The organism is Wolbachia endosymbiont (group A) of Phasia obesa, assembly GCF_964028125.1.
GTDB lineage: Bacteria > Pseudomonadota > Alphaproteobacteria > Rickettsiales > Anaplasmataceae > Wolbachia > Wolbachia pipientis.
Map to the genome: position 1 here is coordinate 968,368 of NZ_OZ034764.1, position 22,514 is coordinate 990,881.

The following is a 22,514-nucleotide window of genomic DNA, read 5'->3' on the forward strand; positions in this document are numbered from 1 at the left end:
TCTGGCTATATTATGTCATTGCCTTCTGAACTACTTGGTGATTCTAATACAACTGGTTGATCAAATTCAGATGATGATTGTGTTGGCTCATCAGACCCAAACAACCATGAAAAAAACCCACCAAAAAATGATGCAACTAATGAAAAAGGCTTCATAAGTATACTAAACAAACTACCAAAAAAAGAGCTCGGCTGTTCTTCTGTTTGTGCAGGTTCTGTGGAAGCAACATAATTTACACCGTTGTCTTGTACATCAGTTCCTTGTCCTGCACTGGTGGTCCCCTGTTGTGTTTGTGGTGTTCCACTCCCCGAATTTACAGTTTTATCAGCTTCTTGCTTTGTAATGTCTGATCCTGATTGAGCATCACCTTCTTGTTTTTCTTTCTCTCGTGTACCAGCATCTTCCTCTGAATTTTCTTCATTGTCCGTCGATGGCTTAGAACCGTCGCCAGGGTTTTTTGCATTCCTTAATAGAGCTTGTATTTCTTTATCAGTGGCTAAATTTAAGGGAGTTTTTTCATTTTTATCTTTTATATTAACATCTGCCCCTTTATCCAATAGAGCTTGCACCACCTGCTGATAACCACTTTCAGCAGCAAAGTGTAAAGGAGTCTTTCCACCTTGATCTTTTGCATTAACATCGATTCCTTTTACTTGCAGTAGGGCTTCTACTACCTCTTTATGGCCCCATACAGCAGCCAAATGTAAAGGAGTCTTTTGCGACCAATCTGTTGCATTAACATTGATCCCTTTTACTTGCAGTAGGGCTTCTACTACCTCTTTATGGCCCTTTTCAGCAGCCCAATGTAAAGGAGCCCTATCTCCATCTTGTGCATTAACATCGATTTCTTTTGCTCCCAGTAGAGCGTTCAATACATTTATGTCTATATTGCCCTTTTTAAGAACCAAATGTAAAGGAGTTTTGCCATATTTATCTTGTGCATTAACGTTGATTCCTTCTGCTCCCAGTAGAGCGTTCAATACATTTATATCTATGTTGTCCTTTTTAAGAACAGAATGTAAAGGAGTATCTTTCTTGTTATTTGGTAAATTAACATTGATTCCATCTTTTCCCAATAGGGCTTCTACTACCTCTTTATGGTTCTTTACAGCAGCTAAATGTAAAGGAGTTTCTTGCGACCAATCTGTTGCATTAACATTGATCCCATTTACTTGCAGTAGGGCTTCTACTACCTCTTTATGGCTCTCTACAGCAGCCAAATGTAAAGGAGTCTTTTGCGACCAATCTGTTGCATTAACATTGATTCCATTTACTTTCAGTAGGGCGTCTACTACCTCTTTATGGCCCTTTTCAGCAGCCCAATGTAGAGGAGTCTTGTTATCTTGATCTTTTACATTAACCTTTGCTCCTTCACTTATTAGACGGGTTACTTCCTCAATATTACCTTTTCTAGCAGCCTCAAGTAATTTAGCTGTGTTTTCTAATAGAGTTTGTATTTCTTCGTTAGCAGCTAATTTGAAAGGAGTCTTTCCATCTTTATCTACTGCATTAACATTTGCCCCTTTATCCAATAGGGCTTCTACTACATCTTTATGGCCCCATACAGCAGCAATATGTAAAGGAGTCTCTCCTTTATCATTTTCTACCTTAACATCTGCTCCTTCACTTATTAGACGGGTTACTGCATCAATATCACCTCTTTCAACAGCCTTAAAAAAATTATCTCTACTTTGTGAACTACTCATCCTACACCTCTTTGTAAAACTATATTGTTATGATAAAGCCGTTAATAATCTATGAGCTCTCACCCCCTGTAAAATTATATTATCATGATAAAGTCATTAATAACCCATGAGCTCTGGATCACGCAAATAATGGTTATTCCCTGTGTTTTTCAGTACATTTGAGCTGGCTGTACATAAGAATTGCAATTGTAGAGCATGCTATTGTTAATAGTAAATTTGGTAAAATACCATAGCGAAAAAATTTTCCTACTATATATATTCCAATAGCCCCAAACATCATATTGCAGAATGAGAGAACTGCACTACCAAGCCCTATACCTTTGATCGTTTCTAAAGCAGAAGTTACGTTATTGCTTATTATTAATGCAAGTCCGATATTGGCTGGAATCCAAACAGTTTGAAGAATTAATATATTTAACTTGTCCGCGAAATAAAAATATACCAATAAACTATCGGATATTATCGGTAACACCAAACCTATTATTAGCATTTTGCTAACCCCTACTTTTGGTACATACCTTCTATTAATTAAAGTTCCAATTATGTAAAATATGACTATGATCGATATGAGGTAGCCAAAATACTGTACTTCAATGCCCATCGATTCAAATATGAAAGGGTAGTTAGCAATGTATGCCCAAAGCCACATGAAAGTTAATCCATGAATGGCTGAAAACCCAAGGAAACGATAATTTCTAAATATTGATATATATTGCTTGCAGATATTAGTAGTTATGTTAGTTATACTGGTTTCATTTTTATTTACAGTGAGTGTTTCTTGTAACTTAAAGTAGATAAAAATAAGTATAGCAATTGCTGCAAGTGATATAATAAAAAACAAAAATTTCCAACTATACCCATGTGAAATTATATAACTGCCCACCACTGGAGCTATTCCAGGTGAGAGTGCCACAACCATATTTAATTTTGAAATGACTCTCGAGTATTCACTACCCGAGTACATATCCCTTATTGCTGCATACCCAACAACACCTGCAACACCAGCCCCTGTTCCTTGTATGAAGCGAATTAGTATCAAGAGCGCAATACTGTCGGCTATATAACACATGACACTTGCCAAAGTAAAAATTGTCATACCAATCAGCATCATTGGACGCCTACCATAATGGTCCGATAATGGACCATAAATTAAGCCAGATACTGCAAATCCAACTAGATTCAAGCTAATTGTAAGCTGCACTACACTGCCTTCTACTTTAAAATAATTGGCAATGCTTGGTAGTGCAACTGAGTATAGGTCAGTTGCCATATCGACAATTGCTACAGACAATATCATAATAAGAGAGATGATATTTTGCGGAAGAGCTGTTTTCACTTAATGATTTACTGGATTAAATATACTTAATTATAATGTATTTTTTTCATTAGTATAAGTACAATGTTACATAGTAAACGATGTCATTCGAGTAGCGGACACTGAAATCTTAAGCTAAAATCATGAAAAGCCTGAATTTCAATACCTTATCTTTGATTATTCACTTTAAGCTTTAAGTCTTCAACAGAAGATGCATTTGCCTCACTTACTACCTTTAGTGGTTCACCAAGATTATGCTCTATTTTTATATTACGCTCAGGATCGTACTCTATTCTTGTATCAAACTCAAAGCCCAATTTCTCACAAAGTTTTTTGAAATACTCAATAAGCTTATTTATAATATAAGTAAGCTTATCAAACAAACCGTCATCACCAGCTTTATAGTCCTCTAACTCTTTAGGAATGGTAAGCAATACCTTACCGTCTTCATACGTCACATTTTCATCCTTACATTTCAGCTTAAACTCCGCTGAACTGCAAAAACCTGGTGTTTCGATATATGTACAATCATCATAGTTAAGCATTTTTGTATATTTCATGCTAAAACTAAGCTTTATACAATTGGGTTCACGACAATCCATAATATACTCTCTTGTCATACAGTTGCCTTGCGTTGACAAATGAAAAGATCCAAGAGCTTGATTCATATCATTAGGAAGAAAATGAGTATATCCGCCCTGATAATAGTTATTTATTAACTCCTCAATAATAGAGTTATTGGGAATTGTTGCACCAACGTGTTTAAACATTTCTGTAAAAATTTGTCTGAGAAATGGACGATAATTCCCTTTTCCGTTTTCATCCCGTAGAATTAGATTTTTATGGTTTGAATACAGATTGTTAATAAATTCGTTAGTTATTTTTTGTCCGTTAATAGCAAGGCCGTGTGTTCTATTAAGATCCTTATATGTTCCCTCACCAGAAATTACTTCGTCCCAAGTGTTAGCTTTGAAATCAGCATATTTGAGCTTCTTCACTTCAGCTTTCAATGCATTGACCATTTCCTTTGACATGTTATATCTCTACCATTAATACCTGTATATTAATTTTAGCACTTACTTTATTAAATTTCAATTACTCAAGACCTTCGCTTCCGTATTATCCAATGAATCACCATAAGTCACTGCTTTAAGGAAAAGTCGTTTTCCTGGTTGCACTTCAAAAGATATTATTGAATCATCAAGTAGAACAAATTTTTCACCTGTGGTGTGCTGATACTCTTTGGTGCCTTCTTGCCCTCTAATTAGGTTGCTAAGCTTATATTTATTTTTATCTATTAGTTCAGCACTCTGGAACTTTATCACCTCTTTTCCAACCAGTGCTAAATTGCTTACATTTATAGTACTAACGTTAGTGCTTGTAAAACCCTCTTCCGTCATCCCAGTGCCCAGACACTGGGATCCAGGAGAAATATAGTCAAGCGCTGGGATGACACCATCACTTAAATAATGGTTATATGAAGAACTCAATATACCAAAACGTAGCACTACTATAAGCCCCTCGTCGGTAGATTCCATTACATATCCGTAAGTAGACTGCTTGTTTGTGCTTGCAATAGGCTTATAATCCTTATCGTTGTACGAAATAAAGAGTGTTGCTCCCTTCCAATTCTTTTCCTCACTAATTAAAGTAAAGCTTGCACTATTACCTTTAATATCCGGTAAATCTATCATTTCTACGATGGTTTTGCTAATGTGAGAGGGAGGGTATTCCTTCAGCATAAGTGACCTTGTTGAAGGAAAAGAAAGCTTATATATAGAGTGATCATAACCAACGCCAATTACTTGAATGGACATGCTTTCGAATTTTGTTTTTATAATTCTCACCGTATGCTTTTTCTCACCGTCTAAAATCGTTATTACATCACTCGGCACAAGCCACGCATATTTTATCGGCAGCTTGAAATTGTATATATTTCTCTCTTGCCACGAAGAATAAAGTAAAACCTCAGCTATATTTTGCGCCTCTCCCTCCTCCATAATGAGCGGTATTTCAACTGTTATAGCAGCGCCTTGCTTTGGCAACTCAGCATATTTAACATCAATTGGATAGCCAAAATTGCGATTAAAATAAACGACGTTAACTTTATTGTTTAAATCTAATTGACTGATATTAGCAAGTTTTGAATTGTTACTGAAAACCATTTCACCAATTGGTATTCCAGTCGTAACTCCCCTGCCCTTTTGGACAAATTTCAGTTTAGAGTCCTGTTCAACCACATCAAAAAAATAGCAACTTTGCAGCATTTTAATAATTGAACGTACCGATTGCTGGTCGTTTATCACATACCCAGACAATAACCCTTTGACGTTGCTTGCATCGAACTGATCGCTTTTTAAACCTGTTTTTTGTAACAGATCCGATAAAACATCGGAAATATTAAGCTGTGAAAGCTTTCCCTGAATCCAATGTCCTGTCTGCCAATTATGGCAGTCAGTCCACATATCACACAAATTGGGGAAATAAGGAAATGGCCTTGCATCCCATGCCCAGAGAAACATTTTTTCTACCATTTCTGAACTTTGCCACTTTTTTAGCGTTCCTTCAATTGCAATTTTTTGCGAAAGAAAGCTCACCTCTCCGTTTGAATATCGTGGATATTTGCTCTCTATGCTGCCTTTGTCAACAAACACATTTGGCTCATTAGTGCAGCCGTTCATACTGGGAAATCCATATTCAGTAAACCATATTTTTTTCATTTTTGGTTGCCATTTTGTTTTACTACCACCGGGGTTTATGTGAGTTTCACTCCACCATTTCTCTATATTTTTCCACGCATACCTGCTGTCGTTATACTTTACTTTTTCAGACTCACTCTTTGAGTAATCATAGAAATAATCATACCCCACTCCACTGCTCCAACCACCCATTACATCTTCCGCAGAATAGCCAAAAGGAGGCTCTGGACCATCAGTCAGTGGAAAATAAGCATCTATGCCAACAACGTCGATGTACTCTGAAGACCACAGTTCATCCATATTATACCAACCATCATATGAATGGTATTCGCTCCAATCTGCAGCGTAGGTAACTGTTACTTCTTTTCCAAGATTAAGTTTTATTCGCTTTGCAAGCTTGACCAGCTCTATAACGGCAGGGTAATTCCCTTGTTCATCCCTGATTTTGGTAAGTTGCGCAAATTCAGAACCAATGATAAACCCTTCCACTTTAGTTTGTTTGGCAATGCTTGCATAATGCTCTATAAATTTGTTGTACTGATTCTTAAAAAAATCACTTATATCTTCAGGAGCCCCACTCAATCTTCCTCGCCACTCTTTGTTCTTTGTATCAAGTAAGGGCATTGGATAGAGCATCACCTTATAACCTCTGCTGTGCAGCTCTTCTATATATCTAGTTAACGCTGCATCACTAACTGTGCCACCATACCTTGGGTTTCCACTCGCATCTTTTGAAATTAGCTGAGCATTATCTCTGGTTACACCCCCTACTTGCCAATCATCAGGTAATATCGCGGAATCATCTTGAAATTCAACTGCAGGGTATATTTTACAATCTTTAATGTTCAGATTATTCACAAACCAATTGACTACCACCGACACCAACTCAACATTTGGCAAATCTTCTTTTAATTGATCCAAAGAAAGCATTGCATCGCTCTTTTTAGTGTGGTTGTTGTGATTTACCCTTTGCGCCAGCCCATATGGGATATATTGGTTGCTGCTTATTTTCTCTTGCGCGATTTTCTTCTGTATTTTTGTATCATATACAAACTCACCTGAACCTGGTATGATATTGATATTCCGAATATTTTTTGCTACTGAAAATTCATTTGACTTTACTGCAGTTTGCACTTCAAACGTAAATACCGGAACATGATTATTATAGTCTGCTAAAGGAAAATTCTTGATGACTATGTAAGATATTCCCCTATAAGCCGGCACATTCCCCTCTCCTTCAATTGATGACATAAATGGATCAGGATTTTGGTCTTCTCTGCCGCTGTAAAAAGTATAATCTATTTCATCAAAGCTAAGTGATGTTGTATCTGCCCAGATTCTGTTTAATTTTTCTACTTTCCCCTTGCAGATCGCAATTGCAAGCGTTGCATAGTAATTATATGTAACGTTCATACCTCTTCCAATTTTACTTTTGGTGGTTATCGCCTCTTCTTTTATTGGCTGTGCCCAAATAATATTCCCTGCAACACGAGCAGTGCCATAGATAATTGGGATCGTTCTGCCGTAGGTTGAGGTTTGAACTTGCAGATTTTTTAGCCTTGCCCCATGCGTTACTTTTTGCTCGGCTTCAAGGCCGAACATTGCCCCATCTAGCTGTGCACCAAGAAGAGCACCAAGTTCTGAGCCGATAATCCGGCCAATTGGCCCAAAAATGCTGCCTGCTTGACCAAAAATTGATGATAAAATTATTGTAGACATGGTAATCCTCCTTTTTGTTTCTATAGTTAATGTAGGCTCTACGTCATGCCGCCGCGCCGCTAACAAGCAGCGGGATGACGAGCTTATCGTTATGCCGCCGCGAACCGTCATACCGTCACGGTATCTCTAGATCCTGCTAACACGTAGCAGGGTACTTAACCGTCATACCGCGATTCATTCGCGGTATCTCTTAGCCGCTAACAAGCAGCGGAATGACGAATTTGTCGTTTTACAGCCACTTGGATGACAATTTGCTACTAAATAGTAGGAAATTCAATAATTTACAATGAATAGTTGAAGTTTGTAATTAAGAAAAGCACATGGTGTAGCTATAATCATTGTAAGCAACAATAAGAAAGTGCGGAAGTAGAAATTTGAGTTGACAAAATAAGAAAAAATATAGTATATTAATAATATTGATATTAACTTAAACTAATTATGCCAGCAGTAGTAAATACACCAGACAACATACAAAGACCGTCAAAATTAAAAAAAGCAAAAGAAATTCTGCTAGCTCCTGTAAGGTGGCTAATCATAGGTTTATCTGTAGTACTTTTGATAATATTTGTTATTTCTTTCCTGGTGTTTCTCTCAATCGCCAATGTATTGAGTAAGCTATATCTTTTTGCAGGAGGCAAAGCACCAGAATGGTTAGAGCAAAGAGCTGAAGCATTTATGGAGGCAGCACGTATTCCACAAACAACGCATGATACTGATGTAAATGATGCAATTAATATTAACGTTCAAAAGCTAAAAGAAAACTACGGTGAGCCTGATATTGATGATAAGTTTATAGAGGAAATAGAAGGATTTATTGATCAGTTAGAGTGCATAGCAAATGGCACACAAAAAGCTGCAGATAAAGATCAACTTACAGAAGATGAGAAAAAACATGCACTTGAGTGCTTGAAGCGTATAAAAAATAACCCTGGTACACATAGTGGAAGCGGGTTAACATTGAAGCAAGTTTTAAATTTAGTTTGGAAGGCTTGCAACGATCAAACTAGAGCAAATAATATAGCTATTAATACCCGCATATCACAGAGAAAATATCAACTGGTTAAACATTTAGTAGAATCGCAAACAGAATACGGAGTGCGTGGTGGTCGTGGTTCAAGTGCATGTTTTACTGGCACATTTAACAGTATTGTCTCTTCCTTGTACACTTTTGAAGAGTTTTCCTTCTTGCAAAAAGCAGATAAGAATACTATAAAGCAGGAATTTGAAAATGAGCTGCAAAAAAAGGGAGAAGAACTATTTAATCAGCTTTCCAATGATAAAGAAAAAAAAGAAGTTGCAGAAGCTTTAAGTAATCCTTCTACAAATTTCTTTTCAAGCTATGTAGAGTCATTTAAAAACCACTCTGCACGTGCAGTTTTAGGTGATAAAGAATGCGACAAATTAGTTAAAACTCATTTTAGTAATCTTCAGTACAATAAAACAATATCACGCTTTACCTAAAGTAATCACTTAACTAACGGCAAAGTGATACCATGCTGATTCATGTATTTTCCTTTCATATCATCATATGATTTCTCGCATTCACTTTCGCCGCTTAAAAATACGAATTGGCATGCGCCTTCATTAGCATAAATTTTTGCAGGAAGTGGAGTGGTGTTTGAGAATTCGAGTGTGACATGACCTTCCCATCCAGGTTCTAAGGGAGTAACGTTTACTATAATTCCACATCTTGCGTAAGTTGATTTACCAACACAAATGACCAGTACATTCCTTGGTATACGAAAATATTCCACTGTACTTGCAAGCACAAAGCTATTTGGTGGAATTATGCATACGTCTGTTTCTTTATCTATAAAACTATTCTCAGAAAAATTTTTAGGGTCCACGATGGCTGAATTAACGTTAGTAAAAATTTTAAATTTATTATCCACTCTTGCATCGTAACCGTAAGATGATAGTCCGAAAGATATAACACCTTTGCTGCTTTTGTGATTCACAAAAGGCTCTATCATTCCAAAGTTTTCAGCTTTTTCTCTTATCCATTTATCTGGCATAACTGCCATAACTGTTCCTTAAAGTTGTGTAATACTTACAATAATATAAAATAAAATTTAAATGTAAACTGTAGCTTTTGTCATGCAATTAAAGCTTTTCAGTTTGATGTTTTGTTACAATAATTAGATTTATGTTCTTAACTAAAAATAATGCTTAGAAACTTTCTCCTGATTTTTGTATTCGTATTATTCACGCCGCCGTCAAATGCTGATGCCAGGAAATACATCAGAATTGTTGGATCTTCAACTGTTTTTCCTTTTATCTCGTTTATAGCCGAGGAGTTCAATCGTGTATTCCCTTTTAAGACTCCAGTTGTGGAATCAATAGGAAGTGGATCAGGGTTCAAAATGTTTTGCTCAGGAATAGGGGAAGACACGCCAGACATCACCACTTCATCTCGCCCTATGAAGGAAGTAGAAAGAGAACTATGTAAAAGAAATAAAATTAATGAAGTGATAGAGATCATCATTGGCTATGATGGAATTGTCATTGCAAATTCAAATCAAAGCCATAGATTTGATTTCACAAAGAAGGACTTATTTGAAACTTTATCTGCATATTCTCAAGAAAATGATAAATTAGTAAAAAATAATAAGAAGTTTTGGTCTGATGTAAATCAAGCCTTACCAAAAACAGAAATTGAAATTTATGGTCCACATCAAAATACAGGCACATACGAAACTTTGGTTAATTCTATTATGCTTGATCAATATTCATGCATGAACTCGAGAATTTTCAAAGAGAATTATAAAGATCAGGAAGAAAGAAAGAAAGCATGTGGTAATATAAGGGATGACGGAAGGTATATAGAAGTTGGAATTAATGAAAACATAATAATACAAAAATTGAAAAGTAACAAGAACGCTTTAGGGATATTTAGTTTTAGCTTTTTAATGAGGAATCAAGATAAAATACAAGGGAGCACAATTGCAGGAATTGAGCCAACTTACGAAAATATATCATCGGGAAAATATATATTAGCAAGACCTCTATACCTTTATATAAAGAAAGAACACCTGGATACTGTTGATGGATTAAGAGAATTCATAAAAGAAATTATAGATTCGATCGGCATTGAAGATGGGTACCTATCTAGGCTTGGTCTAATTCCACTTTCAAGTGAAGATATAAAGAAAGCTTCAGCAAAGGTTTATGATATAACGTGACGGCAACGTTTCTTTTATATTCTTTGTTCTAGCGTAGTCAGACCCAGCGCGGCGCGCTGGGATGACAATGGATTACTAATTAGACAGTTCTGCGTTGTTGCAACACCCCAGAAACAACCGGGTCCGAGCTTTTCGTATTTGGGCTTTCTGATTTCTCACAAACTCCTCCAATATAAGCTAGTACAGCCAATGCTGAAACTGCTAAAACTTCTAAAACTAATGCAACTACAGGATATGCCAGCACATAGGCTGCAATAGCACCAACTACGCATAGTTCAACAACGCCCAGAGCGATCTTCCCTTTGTGTTCACTCCAGAAGTTTGTATCGTTTTTTTCTGGGGTTTTGTTGTCTGCAGTTGGTGCAGAGTTTACGGTGTTTTGATCTAGATCAGTGTCATCTATAAAGTTAAGATCATCATTCTCAGACGGATCCTGATTGATTTCTTGTGAAAATCGAGTCGCATACTCTTTATCCCATGCTATCTGATCATTAATCTTGGCATTATCTAGTTCATTTTTACTAAGTTTTTCCTCAAATTCTTGAATCAAATCTTGAAAGCATTGCTCACCTACTCCAGATATTTTAGCAAAACGTTTTTGTGCACATGTAAGTTTATCCATTACATAGTTATTTCCATTGGGCTCGAACCCAAGGAGCCCTGGAGAAGCAGCATCAAACATTAATTTAAAGCTTTCTTTTATCTTTTCCACATCTTCTTGGTTCAATTCTTCACTATATTCAACTTTCAGAGGATAAACTAAAAGGGCATCTACTCTTCCACTACTCCAATATACCTCTCGCTCTAAAACCCTTTCTACATCTTCACCACAATTCTCTAATGCTGCTTTAACTTGATCAATATCAAGGTTTTCTATTGCTTCTTGTAAGTTGGAATCAAGATCCATTACCCACTTGTGATCTTCTATTTTTTGAACAACTTGTACAAGAGCAAAATATTCTGTGCTATGAGGGTCAAATTTTCCTTGAAAGCGTTTAAGATCATCTATTGTATCCGTAAAATATGGTTGATCTTCAAAAGATTTTGTTACCTTGTAATCACACAAAAAATCACGAGTTTTTTGATCAGCTTCCTTCCAAATTAGTTCAATGATCCCTACTTTAGTGTTAACGCTAGTTTTAGTACAGCCAATAACATCATTTAAATGGTACCTTTGTCACTAGTCAGAGTCCCCTCGTGGCTCAAAACTGCTTGTATATCATTATGTTCCTTATTGTTGAGTACGTTCTGGACTTCTTGAAAATTGTCATTCCTGACTGCCTGTCTTAATGAACCTAGAATTTCTTCTTGTGCATCAGTTAATTCAACCATATCTTACCTCTAATAAAAATTTAATTATCATACATATTTACAAGTAAATCAAGTATATTGTTAATAACTGTTAATAAAGGCCAACAAAATGCTTGACGTTAGAGTAGCTTTTATGGCTTTGTATAGCGAGGAAGTAACTCTATGAAAAATCATCAACGTTTACAAACTTTACGTTCAATTGCATTTATTGTGGGAATATTCCTATTGCTATTTAGCTTAGCAATGCTTATTCCTGCTATTACCAATAAGTATCTCAGCTACGAATGGAAAAATTTTTTCGCTGGATTCATAATTACCTGCACATCTGGCGCAATTTTTATTTTACTCGGTAAATTAAGTAGATTGCATGGAATGCCAGCAATTTTTGCGATTACTAGTTGCACCTGGATTGCCTTGTCTCTGTTTGCAGCTATTCCTTTCTATTTTGATAATCTGAGCTATGTTGATGCATTGTTTGAAACGATATCTGGCATCACAACCACAGGGGCAACTATATTTAATGATATTGAAAAACAATCTCCAGGAATACTGCTGTGGAGAGCAATGCTACACGGCATGGGGGGTTTTGGTGTAATCACTTTAGGAATTGCAGTTTTTCCTATGTTTAAGGTTCTCAGCCTAAATAATTTACTTTATTCTGAATATTCAGATGCTACCAAAAGGAAGTTGCCGAACACGCGAAGCGTAGTGATTCATGTTACGGCAATATATTATGGCTTAATTTTGTTATGCATATTTTCCTATTATCTAGCTGGTATGCCACTATTTGATGCAATATGTCACGGAATGTCTGCTGTATCAACTGGTGGATTTGCTAACTATAATGATTCTATAGGGCACTATAATAATCCCATACTAGAAGCCATAACGATCGTTTTTATGATTTTGGGTTCTCTGCCTTTTCTTAGCTATTTAAAAATTATAAGACGGTTAGACATTTGCTATGATGAACAGGTCTCTTACTTTGTTAAGATAGCTACTATCTCATCTTTATTTGCTTGTTTTTGGTTGTATAAAAATGTTGATTTAGGAGTGTCATTATCATTTAGATGCAGCACATTTACCATCACTTCCTTGATTACGTCAACTGGTTATGCAATCTGTAATCATATAGATTGGAGTTTCATTTCAGTCTTAGCTTTTTTTCTAACCTTTGTTGGTGGATGTAGCGGTTCTTCAAGTGGTGGTGTCAAAATCTTCCGCTTGATTGTTCTTTTAAGGTCTATAAGAAATTACTTTTACCTTTTATTAAACCCTGATGCAGACAATGGAGTAAAATTCAATGGAAAAATTCTGGAGAATGATGAAGTTCACTCTGTCTTTATATTTTTTGCAATTTTCATGTTAACGTTTACCATTTCATCAATAGTGATGTCTTACTTAAGCAATGCAGACTTTATAACTAGCATCAGTTCAGTCTCTGCAACGCTTACAAACTCTGGCCCGGGATTTAGTAATTTAATAGGTCCTTCGGGTAATTATTCCTCTTTCAGTAATGAAGTAAAATTATTTCTATCGTTTTTAATGCTGCTTGGCAGACTTGAAATATTGCCAATCTATTTTTGTATAGGTAATTTATTCTTATTTAATAGAGAGAAATAGTTGGTGAAACTTGATATTATAGCTAAACTGACTTACGACAATTTGAAAAACCGTCATTCCGCTACTCGTTAGCGATATCTATACCGCGAATAAATCCACAGATGTACGAACATTGTGATTTGGGCACACCAGGAAGAATGTCATCCAAGTAGCCCCTTTCTCGTCATCCCGCTACTTGTTAGCGGGATCTATGCTAAGAGATACCGCGAATGAATCGCGGCATGACGGTTCGCGGCGGTATAGCTATAGATAGTATTAGCTATTTAATAAAAAGATCGTAGCTAAACCAAGAAATATAAAAGCTGAGAGAATATCAGTTGTTGCCGATGTTAGGATTGAAGAAGAAACGGCAGGGTCAGACTTTAAGCGATGAAGCATTATAGGAATGAAAGTTCCGATGAACGTTGCAATAATTGACATCATAATCATGGAGACCACAAAAATCATCTCCACTTTGAAGTTGTGAAACCTTATTGCTAACACTACTAATGAAATAGTAGATAAGATCACCCCGTTTATAAGACCTATTAAAAATTCTTTCATCAGTATTCTTTTTGCATTTTGCTCAGTTAGATATTTTGTTGCGATTGCCCGGATGGTTAGCGTTACTGTTTGGGATCCTGCATTTCCGCTCATTGATGCAATTATCGGCATGATTATTGGCAGCACTATAAAACTTTTTATTACATCATCGAAAAAGCCAACTACTATGGAACACATTGTTGCAGCTAAGAGGTTAAACAGTAACCAAGGTAGCCTTTTAATTATAGTTTTATGTATAGGGGCATTTATATCGGCTTTAGAAGATACACCGCTTATTTTGAGTGCATCCTCTTCTGTTTCTTGTTGAACAACTTTTATCACATCTTCAATTAAGATCACACCAATAATTTTACCATTCTTATTTACTACCGGAGCCGATAATAGAGAGTAATCTTTAAATATTCTTGCTACTTCCTCTTGGTCTACTCCAGTTTTAATGATTTTTATGTCATGATCCATTATCTCTTTTATTATTGTGTCTCCTGAGTGAGATATTACCTTATTTAAATTAACACTGCCTATAGGCTCTAATTTTGAGTTGATAATGAATATCTGGTGAAATTTTTCTGGTATTTTTTTATAGTTGCACACAAATTCTGTCAGTTGATTTATTGTCCAATAATATGGAGCTATAACCATATCTTTATGTATTAACCTTCCTGCACTTTCTTCTGGATATGATAGCAACTCCTCTACCGATTTCTGAGTTTTGCTGGGCAAATAGTAAAGTATATTTTCTACAGACTTTCTATCTAAATCTTTCACTATGGTTACTATATCTTCTACATCAAGGAGCATTAGTAACTTTGCTGTATTTTCTATTCCCAATGTTTCTATGATCTCTATTTGTAAATCTGGCACTACATGCACTAGGGCATCACTTAACAAATGTTGATCGAGGATATTAACTAATTTCTCCCTGTGATCACTGATTGAAGTAGATAAAAAATAAGCTAACTGAACGCTATCTATCGTTTTTACAATACTACAAACATTCTCTAGCTCCTCGTTATCAAGTGACTCTATTAAGTCATCAATAGCCTTTTTGTCTAAACCATAATGAGAACTTATTTTAATATTCATTACTTTACCTTATTTTTTAATAAATATACGCGCTTGATTTCCTTAAACATTAAAGTATAATGAAATTATTTAAATTAACTATCATATGGTTAAATTTCTATTTTGTTTACTGTTATTGTTATTGATAGTAAATATATTAAAATCTAAAGTATAATGAAAACTTATCCAGAAATTCTTGAACACTTTCAAAGCTTAAATAAAAGTATTTCTCTTATCAGGAGGTGTCTTTGACATAGAAAAATTAAAGTTGCGCCTTGAAGAGCTTGACTCCCAAGCGTCGAATGATGACCTATGGCAAGATAACCAAAAAGCACAAGAAGTTTTAAAAGAACGTTCTAAAATTAAGAATGACGTAGAGTCGTTTTTAAAGCTGGAAAGCGATTACAACGATGCCATCAGCTTAATGAAGTCTGCTATTGATGAAAATGATGAAGAATTTTTCTCTGAAGTTGAAAATGAATTAGCTAAGCTAGAGAAATTAATCAAGTATAAAGAAACAGAGTCCTTATTTACTGGTGAAGCAGATAATAATAACTGCTTTTTAGAAATCCACTCAGGAGCTGGCGGAACCGAGAGCAATGATTGGGCTGAAATGCTGATGCGCATGTATATAAGGTGGGCAGAAATTTATCACAACTTTAAAGTTGAAGTTGTAGAAAAATTAGAAGGAGAGTCAGTTGGTATAAAGTCTGCAATGATAAAAATCGTTGGAGAAAAAGCTTATGGGTGGGCAAAAAGTGAAAGTGGAATTCACAGGCTGGTTAGAATATCGCCGTTTGATGCAAATGGTAAACGTCATACCAGTTTTGCAAGTGTAGGAGTAACTCCAGTGATAGAAGATTCAATTGATATTGCTGTGGATGAAAAGGATCTAAAGATCGACACCTACCGAGCTTCTGGAGCAGGCGGTCAGCATGTGAACAAAACTGAAAGTGCGGTACGCATTACGCATATTCCAACTGGTGTTGTAGTTCAATGCCAAAATGGTCGTTCTCAACACAGAAATAAAGATGAGGCATTGAAATTACTTAAAGGACGTTTATACCAAATTGAACTGGAAAAAAAAGAACAGAAAATGGCTGAAGAATATGGTAAAAAATGCGATATAGGCTGGGGTAATCAGATCAGATCGTACGTTATGCATCCATATCAAATGGTGAAGGATTTAAGAACCGGACATGAAGTGGGCAATATAAATTCTGTTTTTGATGGTAATATAGATTGTTTCATAGTTAGTGTGCTTACTAAGCAAAATTAGGTAGGGTTGACTTTCTTGCCATAATATATGATAATTAAAATATTGTTAAAGTAGGAGTAAAGTTATGGCGATTAAATATGATCAGTGGAAAAGTGACCTTACCCAGAAAAAGTGGAGAGAAAGTTTGGAATGTTTTTTACAAAAAGAATGATGCATCAAATTGTTCTGGAATGCAATAGTTAATAGTGACGTTGTTTGTTATAAAAAATTTCTATGTATTCAAATATTGCAGTTCTAGTTTGTTGAGCAGAGTGTTGTGAAGTATCAATAAGTATTTCTCTTTTCAATGAGCTAAAGAAGCTTTCTGCAACAGAATTGTCGTAACAACAGCCTTTATTACTCATCTATATTCTTTACAGCTAAGAGATATTGATACCCTTGCGCAGTATATTGTGAACCTTGGTCACTGTGCAGCAGTAGATTTTTAACAGGTTTACGCCTATTAATGGCCATTAATAAAGAGTTCATAACCAATTGTTTATTTATTGCACTACTCATTAACTACCATACGTGAGAATTATTGCTGCCAAATATAGCCATCCCTCCTTGGTTTTGATGTAAGTAATCCCATACTTTATTTGGTTGATCAACAATAAAGTTTTGATCTAGTATATTGGGAGCTACAGCTCTATTATCTGTTTGTTGTTTTTTAATTTTAAACTTTCTTCTCAGTATAGCCCTGATGTCATTTTTCTGCATAATACTTTGCACCGTTTTCAAATTGCAACTTTTACCCAAAGCCTTCAATTCAGCATAAATTTTAGGAGCTCCATATCTACATTTAGAAACTTGATATATTTTTTGAATAGCTTCGAGTAGCTCTTTATTTGCTGATTCTCTACTGCTTATTTTTCTTGTAGTCCACTTATAGTAGCCACTAGCAGAAAATCCTACATAATTCCTGTACTTTATAGCAGTTACTATATAAAAAAATATTTTACTCTTTTTGACTGGCCAGGGCTTTTTTTTAAATGTCTCTTTCCCTTGTTACTCTTGCTTTGTAAATCAAACCTCTCTTTGTCATAAGGTGCTACATCTGGAAATGCATTTGCCGCTGACTTTTTTTCGTTATATTTCTTCATCCATTTTCCTAATACACTATCCCTTATTCCTAGATCTCTTGCTACTTTTGCAACTGGTTGACCTACCTTTCTTTGTTCATTTGCCAGTTTAACAGCTTCCAATTTGAATTCTGCTGTATATTCTCTTACCATTTCTAATCCTCCAAAATTTTATTTTACCCAAAAAAACTCTTTTCTTTCTCTCCACTTTTTCTGGGTAAGGTCAGTTTACTGGCCTCTCCATGAGTGAGATTGAAAAATTAAGTGGAAATCTGTGAACGGTTACCTTGGATGACAGAAAAGAGTGTTGGAAGGAGGCAATATTAAAAACTTAATTTCAGTCCAGCCAAGAACACATAACCAGAGTTGTTATTTTCTATTTTAGGCTCTTTTGTACTAAACTTTACAATATCGAAATAGTATGAAGTACCTAAAAAAAGAGAATTTTCAAGACTTAAAGCATATGATGTTAACTCGTTTGTACCTTCGCCTGCAATATCCCTACCACTACTAAAATATGTTAAGCTCGATTTGTAAGAATCAGAACGGTAAGCGATACCTGCATTCATATAATACGTATTATTTGTTTCAGGATTACGCTTCTCACCAGATTTACCACCATTACCATACGAAAAAATGCAATCAAGATCGAACAATTTTAGCTTCAAACCAAAATTCCAGTGTAGTAATTGATTGCGGCATTCATAATTTTTAGAAGTCCCATCTGAGCAATCAGTTAAATTTTCTCTTGCAAATTCACCAGTTAAGGCAGTAGTAAAACCTATATCATCTGACAAGCTGTTTTTATAGGAAAGGCCAGCAGCAATTAAATTGCTGTACTGTAAGTTATTTTTTCCTGGAACATAACTGAATCCGAGTTGAAAGTTATAGATTTCAGGGGAGATGTAGTTAATTGATGATTGTTTTAACCCTAGTTCGAGTTCATTATAATCGCTATAAATATTGGGCTTGACCCAGAACACCTTGTCTTGATCATATCCAGGGTCACCATCTTTTTTATGATCACCGCGCAAATTTGCATAGTTTGTCCAATGACCATTTACTCCTCCAGCAGCTGCATAAATTTTTGAAGTGTTAATTAACATGCTCTGACCAACTAAACTTCTTTTACCATATTCAATTGATCCAAGTTCCTGGTTTTTTATGATAAAATACCATTCCTCCATGTCTAACTTTTCTATGTCTAACGCTTTTAGGTTTGCAATACCAGAAACCCCTGCCTTAACATTAACCCCCATTTGAGTATTTGGATAAACTTGCTGTAAATAAAGAAAGCGCAAGTATGAATAACTTGAAGTTTTATCCTTAGGCTTAGCATTGAAAGAATCTCTGTTGAAGGCGTAGCCGAATCTCAAATCTATTTTTCCGTCTAGTTCTGCATAAAATATTTCCTTATCCAAAATTGTTTTAGAGCTAGCACTATTCTGCAAAAACAATGATGAAAGCAGTGCTACCAGGTAGTACTTTAACTTCATAAATAACCTTAAATCTTTATAAAAATTTAAGTTTAAACTCAATATAAATAAAAAACAACTTTTCAGAAGGCACCGCTGGTAGATTTTGCTGCCTGTTTTTGAGCTATATTCCCATAAATTATTGATACACTTGGTAATTTTTGCATTAATAACTGCTTATTAATGGCAGAATGTATACGATTAATTATTTTAGATGTACTTTTTACATCGCAGTTAATCAAAACAAAAAGCACTTTATTCTCATCAATATACCCTAGAAAATCATCACTACGGCAATTTTTATAAAAATGTTCTATGACAACTTTCAGTGCATCATTTGTCTCGCTACAGCTACTATTTAAGCCAATTATTCCTATAGCTGCATTAATTTGATGTTGAAAGGCGAAATTCAATATAAGGTATAACTCTAAAATAGTGGACTCATTGCCCGGTATATCGAATAAGTCATGGTTTTTATATTTCTTACCCATTAGATATTCATCTCTAAAGATTCCTAATTTATGGGACAAACTGATATCACGTATTAACAGCTCATAATTTATTTTATTACTGGCAAATTGTGCAGTGCGGAAAACTTTTACTTTTGTCCTGATATCTTCTCCTTTAGCATCAGTTAAGGAAAAATCTATCACTTTAGGTAATATATCAAGTAAATCGTGCCCATTTTCGGTATACTCTAAATAATTCTTCATGTCGTCAGCTGCTCTTGCACTTAAAATATTGATTAACGGCTTATTAAGTAAATTCCCTTCCTCGTATTTTAACAAATTCCTTGCGGCTTGATTGAGCCCTAAAATTAACACGTTTTTTTTCTTATTATCCTGACAAACAGATACCACAGCATCATCTTTTCTTCTTGCAGTTATGAAATCATCCATACTTTCATTCTATACAGCGTATTTATAAGTATAATAAGATTATATTAAGATTTACTTACTTATTGATATGCTTAATTAGGTATAGACAAAATGTCATACGGGATGGCTTTGTTGTAGAAGAATCAAGATTACTGTTTATAGACTTCAAGTTACTGCAAAAAATATTTTAAAACATAGTGATATCTTGACTTTACCTAGTTAATATTCCAAATTATAAAAAAACAGATAGTTCTATGACGACAAGTCTATTACAAGGCAAAAAGGGATTAATAACCGGAATAATAAATAAGAGATCGATAGCATGCGGTATAGCAAAAGCTCTCTCAGAGCACGGGGCAGAACTTGCAATCACCTACCAGAACGAAATAATAAAAGAAAAATTATTACCAATAGCAGATGAATTAAATGTGGAGCTAATATTACACTGTGACGTTTCAAATGAAAAAATCGTAGATAACGCTTTTGAAATAATAGAGAAAAAATGGGGTACTCTTGACTTTTTGGTGCATGCAATAGCATTCTCCGATAAAAATGAGTTAGATGGTAAATATGTCAATACTTCACTGAATAACTTCCTCAATGCAATGCATATATCGTGCTATTCTTTCACTGCTTTAGCACAAAGAGCTGAAAAAATGATGTCAGGTGGTGGTAGTTTGCTTACTTTATCTTATTATGGCGCTGAAAAAGTTATGCCAAATTATAACGTTATGGGTTTATGTAAAGCAGCACTTGAAGCAAGTGTAAAATATATAGCATGTGATCTCGGGCCACAAAATATCAGAGTAAATGCAATTTCCGCTGGTCCAATCAGAACTTTAGCATCTTCTGGAATAAGCGATTTTCACTTCATATCAGAATGGAATAGAAATAATTCTCCGCTCAGACGCAATGTTACAATAGAGGATGTTGGCAAGGCAGCGCTATACTTATTAAGCGATTTAAGTAGTGGCACTACTGGAGAAATTTTGCACGTTGATTCAGGATATAACGTTGTGGGAATGAAGGTAGTTGACTAACAAAGCACTAGTTCCTTCGGGTTCATACACAACTCTATCAGGAGTTTTGTGACTGTGATTGCAGAAAACATCGAACATAAAATTCCTATTGATAAAGTGACAGAAAAGCCTCTAATTGCTCCACTGCCAATAATGAACATTATTCCTGCAGCAATTAATGTAGTGATATTTGAATCCAGTATTGTCTTTATAGCGTTTTTAAACCCTTCTTCAATAGCACGTTCCACTCTCTTGCCAGATTTTATTTCCTCACGAATTCGCTCAAATATTAAAACATTTGCATCCACCGCCATACCGACAGTGAGTGCAATACCGGCAATTCCAGGTAAAGTTAGAGTTGCTTCAAGCAGAGTGAGAATTGATAATATAAGAATTACATTAGAAAAAAGCGCAACAGAGGCCAATACACCTAATTTACCGTAAGTGATGATTATAAATAAAGCCACGGCTATAATAGAGATTGTTGCTGCCATTTCCCCTGCCTTTATTGATTCTTCTCCAAGACTTGGGCCAATGTTTTTTTCTTCAATTATTTTAAGTGGTGCTGGCAGTGCTCCAGATTTTAAAAGTATTGCAAGTTCGCTTGCTTGTTTTTCAGTAAAATTACCGCTAATTTCTCCCTCTCCATTTAAAATTGGCTCACGTATTGTAGGTACTGTTAAGACTGTGTTATCCAGAACAATTGCAAAAGGTTTTCCCACATTTTCTTTAGTGATTTTTGCGAATCTTTTACTCGCTATGCTGTCAAATTTAAAATGCACTGTTGGTTTACCTAAGTGACCAAATCTAACTGATGCGTTAACCAGCGAATCACCACCTATTTCAGTTTTGCGGAATATTGGATAAGAATTACCTAAAGAATCCTTGAGCATGACAGTGGTTTCATGGTCTATATCCTGCACCTTGGCTATGTTAGTGTTTGCCAAATGAAAAGCTAGCTTAGCAGTTTTGCCAAGCAGAGATTTTATCTGCTTGGTATCTTCTACTCCAGGCACCTGCACTAATATTTTATTCTGCCCTTGTTTTTGAACGCTGACTTCCTTTGTGCCAAGTTTGTCCAAACGGCGCTGGACATTGTTTATTGATTCTGCAGCTACTTCACTGATCAAAGAATTTTTATAATGGGGTTTATACGAAATGAGAATCGAAGAATCTTTTCTATTTAGCTCTAAATTTGGATTTATCGCATTAATCAACACAGATGCTTTTTTATAATCATCAATATTATTTAAAGTTATAACGCTATTTTGTACGTTAGATTCAATATTTTTTGTTAGCAATGTCTCTTTTATTTCGTTAGCTAGCATGCTTAGCTTTTCCTTAAAATAGAAGTCTAAGTCTATGTTTAAAAGCAAAGATGCCCCTCCTTTCAGGTCAAGGCCTAAGTTTATTCTTTTTTTCGAAATAAAAAGCTTATTATCAAAGAAATTTGGCAGTGTTATGTATAAAGCAAATAAACAGATGCATAATACTGAAAAAGATTTGACTATAAGTCTGTTATACATAAGTTGTATGTTTAAAATTGTAATAATTGATTGTAAGTTAAAAATAGATTTTTGTAAAATTCTCTATTTGACCTTACCCAGAAAAAGTAGAGAGAAAGTTAAGACGTTTTTATCAT

At 35.2% G+C, this 22,514-nt stretch carries 20 protein-coding genes; 5 read left to right on the forward strand and 15 right to left on the reverse strand.

Going from position 1 to position 22,514, the window contains the following annotated elements:
- Positions 1-5: 5 nt before the first annotated feature.
- From ABWU29_RS04825 to ABWU29_RS04840, 4 genes are all read right to left on the reverse strand, one after another.
- Entirely contained in the window at positions 6-1,706 is a 1,701-nt protein-coding gene (locus ABWU29_RS04825) for an ankyrin repeat domain-containing protein (RefSeq protein ID WP_264378113.1), read from the reverse strand.
- Between the two features lie 133 nt (positions 1,707-1,839).
- Positions 1,840-3,003 (reverse strand): multidrug effflux MFS transporter, encoded by a 1,164-nt coding sequence (locus ABWU29_RS04830; RefSeq protein WP_006279533.1) that lies wholly within the window; start codon positions 3,001-3,003, stop codon positions 1,840-1,842.
- A 185-nt stretch (positions 3,004-3,188) separates the two neighbouring features.
- Positions 3,189-4,055 (reverse strand): hypothetical protein, encoded by an 867-nt coding sequence (locus tag ABWU29_RS04835; protein WP_015589080.1) that lies wholly within the window; start codon positions 4,053-4,055, stop codon positions 3,189-3,191.
- Positions 4,056-4,112: 57 nt separating this feature from the next.
- Positions 4,113-7,439: a glycoside hydrolase TIM-barrel-like domain-containing protein gene (locus tag ABWU29_RS04840; protein WP_174516821.1), complete on the reverse strand. Its 3,327-nt coding sequence runs from the start codon at positions 7,437-7,439 to the stop codon at positions 4,113-4,115.
- 438 nt (positions 7,440-7,877) lie between these two features.
- Between ABWU29_RS04840 and ABWU29_RS04845 the strand changes: the two genes are divergently transcribed.
- Positions 7,878-8,900: a hypothetical protein gene (locus ABWU29_RS04845; RefSeq protein WP_141456986.1), complete on the forward strand. Its 1,023-nt coding sequence runs from the start codon at positions 7,878-7,880 to the stop codon at positions 8,898-8,900.
- Between the two features lie 5 nt (positions 8,901-8,905).
- Here ABWU29_RS04845 and dcd read toward each other — a convergent pair whose 3' ends face one another.
- The gene (gene dcd, locus ABWU29_RS04850) at positions 8,906-9,463 is read right to left on the reverse strand and encodes a dCTP deaminase (protein WP_006280485.1); all 558 of its coding nucleotides are present in this window, start codon (positions 9,461-9,463) and stop codon (positions 8,906-8,908) included.
- A 141-nt stretch (positions 9,464-9,604) separates the two neighbouring features.
- Between dcd and ABWU29_RS04855 the strand changes: the two genes are divergently transcribed.
- Positions 9,605-10,621 (forward strand): substrate-binding domain-containing protein, encoded by a 1,017-nt coding sequence (locus tag ABWU29_RS04855; RefSeq protein ID WP_015589083.1) that lies wholly within the window; start codon positions 9,605-9,607, stop codon positions 10,619-10,621.
- A gap of 79 nt (positions 10,622-10,700) precedes the next feature.
- Here ABWU29_RS04855 and ABWU29_RS04860 read toward each other — a convergent pair whose 3' ends face one another.
- Both ABWU29_RS04860 and ABWU29_RS04865 read right to left on the reverse strand, forming a co-directional pair.
- Complete coding sequence (locus ABWU29_RS04860) at positions 10,701-11,687, reverse strand: hypothetical protein (RefSeq protein WP_264378109.1); 987 nt, start codon at positions 11,685-11,687, stop codon at positions 10,701-10,703.
- Between the two features lie 95 nt (positions 11,688-11,782).
- Positions 11,783-11,953 carry a hypothetical protein gene (locus tag ABWU29_RS04865; RefSeq protein ID WP_167482803.1) on the reverse strand — a complete coding sequence of 57 codons (171 nt, stop codon included), beginning with the start codon at positions 11,951-11,953 and terminating at the stop codon, positions 11,783-11,785.
- Positions 11,954-12,094: 141 nt separating this feature from the next.
- On the opposite strand from ABWU29_RS04865, the gene ABWU29_RS04870 reads away from it, so the two are divergent.
- A complete protein-coding gene (locus ABWU29_RS04870; protein ID WP_015589085.1) occupies positions 12,095-13,555 on the forward strand; it encodes a TrkH family potassium uptake protein in 1,461 nt (486 codons plus the stop codon).
- 255 nt (positions 13,556-13,810) lie between these two features.
- Here ABWU29_RS04870 and mgtE read toward each other — a convergent pair whose 3' ends face one another.
- Complete coding sequence (mgtE, locus tag ABWU29_RS04875; RefSeq protein ID WP_141456983.1) at positions 13,811-15,181, reverse strand: magnesium transporter; 1,371 nt, start codon at positions 15,179-15,181, stop codon at positions 13,811-13,813.
- A gap of 153 nt (positions 15,182-15,334) precedes the next feature.
- Between mgtE and prfB the strand changes: the two genes are divergently transcribed.
- Positions 15,335-16,439, forward strand: a protein-coding gene (prfB, locus tag ABWU29_RS04880) for a peptide chain release factor 2 (RefSeq protein ID WP_141456981.1) whose coding sequence is annotated in 2 segments (ribosomal slippage) — positions 15,335-15,409 and positions 15,411-16,439 — 1,104 coding nt in all. Because the reading frame shifts where the segments join, the coding sequence is not laid out codon by codon here.
- Between the two features lie 179 nt (positions 16,440-16,618).
- Here prfB and ABWU29_RS04885 read toward each other — a convergent pair.
- The 6 genes from ABWU29_RS04885 to ABWU29_RS04910 all read right to left on the reverse strand — a co-directional run bounded on the left by ABWU29_RS04885 (position 16,619) and on the right by ABWU29_RS04910 (position 19,874).
- Positions 16,619-16,783: an IS3 family transposase gene (locus tag ABWU29_RS04885; protein ID WP_010082072.1), complete on the reverse strand. Its 165-nt coding sequence runs from the start codon at positions 16,781-16,783 to the stop codon at positions 16,619-16,621.
- Complete coding sequence (locus tag ABWU29_RS04890; protein ID WP_010082071.1) at positions 16,776-16,937, reverse strand: DDE-type integrase/transposase/recombinase; 162 nt, start codon at positions 16,935-16,937, stop codon at positions 16,776-16,778. The genes ABWU29_RS04885 and ABWU29_RS04890 overlap by 8 nt, the downstream gene beginning before the upstream one ends.
- 3 nt (positions 16,938-16,940) lie before the next feature.
- The gene (locus tag ABWU29_RS04895) at positions 16,941-17,375 is read right to left on the reverse strand and encodes an IS3 family transposase (protein ID WP_141456787.1); all 435 of its coding nucleotides are present in this window, start codon (positions 17,373-17,375) and stop codon (positions 16,941-16,943) included.
- Positions 17,360-17,653, reverse strand: coding sequence for a transposase (locus ABWU29_RS04900; protein ID WP_007548709.1), 294 nt, complete (start codon positions 17,651-17,653; stop codon positions 17,360-17,362). The genes ABWU29_RS04895 and ABWU29_RS04900 overlap by 16 nt, the downstream gene beginning before the upstream one ends.
- A gap of 170 nt (positions 17,654-17,823) precedes the next feature.
- A complete protein-coding gene (locus tag ABWU29_RS04905; RefSeq protein ID WP_141456814.1) occupies positions 17,824-18,996 on the reverse strand; it encodes a porin in 1,173 nt (390 codons plus the stop codon).
- A gap of 62 nt (positions 18,997-19,058) precedes the next feature.
- Complete coding sequence (locus tag ABWU29_RS04910) at positions 19,059-19,874, reverse strand: hypothetical protein (protein WP_015588853.1); 816 nt, start codon at positions 19,872-19,874, stop codon at positions 19,059-19,061.
- Positions 19,875-20,107: 233 nt separating this feature from the next.
- On the opposite strand from ABWU29_RS04910, the gene ABWU29_RS04915 reads away from it, so the two are divergent.
- Positions 20,108-20,893, forward strand: a complete 786-nt coding sequence (locus ABWU29_RS04915) for an enoyl-ACP reductase (protein ID WP_015588852.1) — start codon at positions 20,108-20,110, stop codon at positions 20,891-20,893.
- On the opposite strand, the gene secD is transcribed toward ABWU29_RS04915, so the two are convergent.
- Positions 20,890-22,398, reverse strand: coding sequence for a protein translocase subunit SecD (gene secD / locus ABWU29_RS04920; RefSeq protein WP_015588851.1), 1,509 nt, complete (start codon positions 22,396-22,398; stop codon positions 20,890-20,892). The genes ABWU29_RS04915 and secD overlap by 4 nt on opposite strands.
- Between the last annotated feature and the right edge of the window lie 116 nt (positions 22,399-22,514).

Coding starts and splice junctions, on each gene's coding strand:
- ABWU29_RS04825 (WP_264378113.1), bottom strand. CDS start 1,706: ATGAGTAGTTCACAAAGTAGAGATAATTTTTTTAAGGCTGTTGAAAGA.
- ABWU29_RS04830 (WP_006279533.1), bottom strand. CDS start 3,003: ATGATATTGTCTGTAGCAATTGTCGATATGGCAACTGACCTATACTCA.
- ABWU29_RS04835 (WP_015589080.1), bottom strand. CDS start 4,055: ATGTCAAAGGAAATGGTCAATGCATTGAAAGCTGAAGTGAAGAAGCTC.
- ABWU29_RS04840 (WP_174516821.1), bottom strand. CDS start 7,439: ATGTCTACAATAATTTTATCATCAATTTTTGGTCAAGCAGGCAGCATT.
- ABWU29_RS04845 (WP_141456986.1), top strand. CDS start 7,878: ATGCCAGCAGTAGTAAATACACCAGACAACATACAAAGACCGTCAAAA.
- dcd (WP_006280485.1), bottom strand. CDS start 9,463: ATGGCAGTTATGCCAGATAAATGGATAAGAGAAAAAGCTGAAAACTTT.
- ABWU29_RS04855 (WP_015589083.1), top strand. CDS start 9,605: ATGCTTAGAAACTTTCTCCTGATTTTTGTATTCGTATTATTCACGCCG.
- ABWU29_RS04865 (WP_167482803.1), bottom strand. CDS start 11,953: ATGGTTGAATTAACTGATGCACAAGAAGAAATTCTAGGTTCATTAAGA.
- ABWU29_RS04870 (WP_015589085.1), top strand. CDS start 12,095: ATGAAAAATCATCAACGTTTACAAACTTTACGTTCAATTGCATTTATT.
- mgtE (WP_141456983.1), bottom strand. CDS start 15,181: ATGAATATTAAAATAAGTTCTCATTATGGTTTAGACAAAAAGGCTATT.
- ABWU29_RS04885 (WP_010082072.1), bottom strand. CDS start 16,783: ATGAGTAATAAAGGCTGTTGTTACGACAATTCTGTTGCAGAAAGCTTC.
- ABWU29_RS04890 (WP_010082071.1), bottom strand. CDS start 16,937: ATGAGTAGTGCAATAAATAAACAATTGGTTATGAACTCTTTATTAATG.
- ABWU29_RS04900 (WP_007548709.1), bottom strand. CDS start 17,653: ATGGTAAGAGAATATACAGCAGAATTCAAATTGGAAGCTGTTAAACTG.
- ABWU29_RS04905 (WP_141456814.1), bottom strand. CDS start 18,996: ATGAAGTTAAAGTACTACCTGGTAGCACTGCTTTCATCATTGTTTTTG.
- ABWU29_RS04910 (WP_015588853.1), bottom strand. CDS start 19,874: ATGGATGATTTCATAACTGCAAGAAGAAAAGATGATGCTGTGGTATCT.
- ABWU29_RS04915 (WP_015588852.1), top strand. CDS start 20,108: ATGACGACAAGTCTATTACAAGGCAAAAAGGGATTAATAACCGGAATA.
- secD (WP_015588851.1), bottom strand. CDS start 22,398: ATGTATAACAGACTTATAGTCAAATCTTTTTCAGTATTATGCATCTGT.